The organism is Thermoactinomyces sp. CICC 10523 (assembly GCF_016055105.1).
GTDB classification, from domain to species: Bacteria; Bacillota; Bacilli; order Thermoactinomycetales; family Thermoactinomycetaceae; genus Thermoactinomyces_A; species Thermoactinomyces_A daqus.
In genome coordinates, this window is record NZ_JAECVX010000038.1 from 1 (window position 1) to 1750 (window position 1750).

General features: G+C 55.0%; 1 protein-coding gene. It reads left to right on the forward strand.

The features are described 5' to 3' along the window. Nucleotides 1-1750, forward strand: a 1750-nt coding sequence (locus tag I8U19_RS17070; RefSeq protein ID WP_198056620.1) for an SDR family NAD(P)-dependent oxidoreductase, incomplete at both ends; no start/stop codon positions are given.

Genomic DNA, 1750 nt, shown 5'->3' on the forward strand with positions numbered 1-1750 from the left:
GGAGATCTACGGCAAAACCGGCCCGGCGATGTGGGCACGGGTTCATCAGGAAACCGGCGGGAAGTTGTCCGTCGATCTGTGCGACGAAACCGGCCGGATCTGCCTGCGAATACGGGGTCTGGCCACCCGGGCGGTGTCGGGTGAATGGTTGCAGGAAGCCGGCCGTGCGAAAACGGAACATGTGCTGCTCCGCGCTGACTGGCGCGAACAATCGGCGGAGAAAACGGCAACTGCGGGTTCTTTTGCTGACCAACTGGTGCTTCTTTGCGGGATGGACAGTGTTTCCCCGACAAAGGTGGAATCATTCCTTCAGGGGGGACGATGTCTTGCGCTGCCGGTTGATAACAGCCATAGCGGAGAGCAGTTCCAAAATCATGCCCTGCAATTGTTTGCAGAAATACAGCGAATCATGAAAACCGGGCATCCGGGCAGCGTTCTGATCCAGATCGTTGTTCCGGATCAAGGAGAAGAGCAACTTTGGGCCGGGCTTCAGGGGATCATTCAGACAGCGCATCTGGAAAATCCCCGGATCATCGGGCAGTTGATCGCGGTCGAAGCAGAGGAAACGGAGGAAGAGATCGCGCGAAAGCTAAAGGAAAACGCAGCCTGCCGCGAAACCGACCGGATCCGGTATCAGGACGGCAAACGATATACGGCCGCTTGGCGCGAAATAAAAGCGGACCTGCCAAAATCCGATCTTCCGTGGAAAGAGGGCGGGGTTTTCCTGATTACGGGTGGTGCCGGCGGTTTGGGACTTCTTTTTGCCAGGGAAATCGCCTCCCGTACAGCGCAAAGCACGCTGATTCTGACGGGACGATCCCGCCTGGATGAACGCAAGCGGGCACAGATCAAAGAATTGGAACAACTGGGGGCACGGGTGTTTTATCGGCAGGTGGATGTCACCGATCGTTCGGCTGTGGAAAAACTGATGGATCAAATCCTCCGGGAATTTAAGCAACTTAATGGGATTATTCACAGTGCCGGAATCATTCGCGACAACTTTATCATCAAAAAGACGGACGATCAATTTTTGGCGGTGACAGCCCCGAAAACGGTGGGACTGGTCAACCTCGATCTGGCCAGCAGAGAGATCCATCTCGACTTTTTTATCATTTTCTCCTCACTGGCGGGCACCTTGGGCAATGCAGGACAGGCTGATTATGCGTGCGGAAGCGCCTTTATGGATGCTTATGCCCGATATCGCCAGGCCCTTGTCGAACGAAATGAACGGCACGGGCGCACGATCTCCTTCAACTGGCCCTTGTGGCGTGACGGCGGCATGCGCCTTGATCCTGAAACGGAGCAAATCATGCAGGAGAGCACGGGACTGGCCGCGCTGGAGACTTGGCGGGGCATCCGCGCCTTTTATGAAGGTTTTGCATCAGGAGAGCCACAGGTCATGGTGATTGCCGGAGAGCGCCGCAGATTCGGGGAGATCCGGTCGAAACTGCAGATTCAGCCGATTCATCCGGATGACGGGACAAAGAAAGTGGTTGCCACGGAAGAAAAATTCGTACAGGAGAGCGGAGCGGACCAGCTTCGCAGGAAAGCGATTGACTATTTGAAAACGCTGCTCTCAGCCGGGCTCAAGATTCCCGCCGGACAAATTGAAGCGGACGCCGAATTTATGAAATACGGCATCGACTCGGTCATGGTGATGAAGCTGACGAACGAGTTGGAAAAAACATTTGGCCCGTTGCCCAAAACGCTGTTTTTTGAGTACAAAACGGTAGACGAACTGACAGGCTAT